A 1,771-nucleotide genomic window follows, 5' to 3' on the forward strand; every position below is an offset into this window, starting at 1 on the left:
CCGCCATACTTGGAACGCTGAGCATGGCTTTAGGCGTGGTGCTGACAAAAAAATGGGGACGTCCTACGGGCATGACGATGCTTGGGTTTACAGGTTGGCAATTGTTATTTGGCGGCATCGTTTTGCTACCTGTCTCGCTTTGGCTAGAAGGCGTTCCAACCCAACTTACGTCAATCAACTACCTAGGCTATGGATACCTTAGCCTGATTGGTGCCGTTTTGGGTTACTTTCTTTGGTTTCGCGGTATCGAAAAACTGCCTCCGGTGACCGTCTCTTTTCTCGGATTTCTAAGCAGCGTTTCTGCCTGTTTTCTTGGGTATTTAATACTAAATCAAACACTGAGTTGGCCCCAATTACTTGGTGCCTCAGTAATTCTATTTTCAATTGTGCTGGCTACGCCTCGCTCACAAACAAACCAATCAACGACCACAATCTCAGACCGTAAAAAGGAATTAATATGAACATTACTATCGTATCAGGAAGTCAAAGAGCGCATTCTCAGAGTCTAAATGTCGCCTATTACCTACAAACACTGGCTGAGTCTCATTTTGACAAGGCAACCGTTCTCGATTTACACCAACTGAATCTGCCGTTTTGGAATGAAGGAGTATGGCAAGGAAGTGAGGAGTGGAAACAATGGAAACCTGTGGCTCAAATTCTTAAGAAATCGGACGCGTTCATTTTTATCACCCCAGAGTGGCATGGAATGGCAACGCCTGCATTGAAGAACTTTTTGATGCTGACCACCGACGAGGAACTGGCTCATAAAGCAGCGCTGCTGGTGAGCGTTTCATCCAGCGTAAATGGCGTCTACCCGATCAGTGAATTAAGGATGACGGGTAATAAAAACAATCATGTGTGTTTTCTGCCGGATCATCTGATGTTTCGTAACTGCGAAGATATTCTGACAACTGAACACGAATGTACCGACCTGCAACTGCACGACCGCAGCGAATATACCATGAAGTTACTCGCTGCCTACGCGAATGCACTAGCTCCGGTACATCGCGATATGGTCAATGCAGGTAAAACGTTCCGCTACGGAATGTAGCCACAGGCAATACAGGAGTCACCTGCTCAAAACAGGTGGTTTTTGTTCAGTGTGGTATTGCGGTATCTCGCGATGGTGAGCCAATCGCGTATGGTACAATCGGGAGCGGAGAGACAGCACTGATCTTCATTCACGGTTGGAGCTTAGACAGCAGGCTATGGCTTACTAGAACCGTTCAACACAACGTTGATGAAAGCGATTAAAGTCAGTGAAGTAGGGCAGCTGTAACCGTTCGATAGATAAAACAAGGCCTCGCGTGTGCGAGGCCTTTTGCTTTCAAACTATAGTTAGTTGAGCCTAGCGAAAGCTTGGGATAATCGCCGGAATCCCCGGTAGAAGGCCAACCAATGCCATCACACCACTTAGCACAATAAACATAATGCCAGGCAACACCCAACGGCTCATTTTACTCAGTTCACTGCTGCGTTCTTTACAACCGACTAACCCTAAGTTATCCAACAGCATGGTGAGAGCCCAGCCAAATGCAGGGTTAACGAGCGCTGAAGAAAATACGACAATCGCGGCAGACTGTGTGGTTTTCCCTTCACGCGTCATTTCCATGCCAGCTTCTAGTAATGGCACAAATACCCCAACAATGAGCGCAACACACAGTACCGGTTGCCAGATAGCTAAATCCATTGGGTAACCCCAAACTGCGGCGATGATACAAAACAGAGCCGTCAGCAAAGCGCCAGCAGGAATAGGGCGTTTAGCAATCGC

3 protein-coding genes and 1 pseudogene are annotated in these 1,771 nt (G+C 47.4%); 3 read left to right on the forward strand and 1 reads right to left on the reverse strand.

Features of this window, described 5'->3' with window-relative positions:
- The 3 genes and pseudogenes from ACP45E_RS20715 to ACP45E_RS20725 form a co-directional block, all read left to right on the forward strand.
- Positions 1–461 (forward strand): EamA family transporter (locus ACP45E_RS20715; RefSeq protein WP_158008406.1); only part of this gene is annotated, 461 nt, incomplete at its 5' end.
- Complete coding sequence (locus ACP45E_RS20720) at positions 458–1,051, forward strand: NADPH-dependent FMN reductase (protein ID WP_017038431.1); 594 nt, start codon at positions 458–460, stop codon at positions 1,049–1,051. The genes ACP45E_RS20715 and ACP45E_RS20720, both read left to right, overlap by 4 nt.
- A gap of 44 nt (positions 1,052–1,095) precedes the next feature.
- Positions 1,096–1,212, forward strand: a pseudogene (locus tag ACP45E_RS20725) (alpha/beta fold hydrolase); the annotation flags it as partial.
- A 136-nt stretch (positions 1,213–1,348) separates the two neighbouring features.
- Here the strand turns inward: ACP45E_RS20725 and ACP45E_RS20730 are convergent.
- The coding region (locus ACP45E_RS20730) for a DUF3360 family protein (protein ID WP_141707463.1) at positions 1,349–1,771 on the reverse strand (423 nt) is incomplete at its 5' end.

This window comes from Vibrio genomosp. F10 str. 9ZD137 (genome assembly GCF_049974785.1).
Taxonomy (GTDB): Bacteria; Pseudomonadota; Gammaproteobacteria; order Enterobacterales; family Vibrionaceae; genus Vibrio.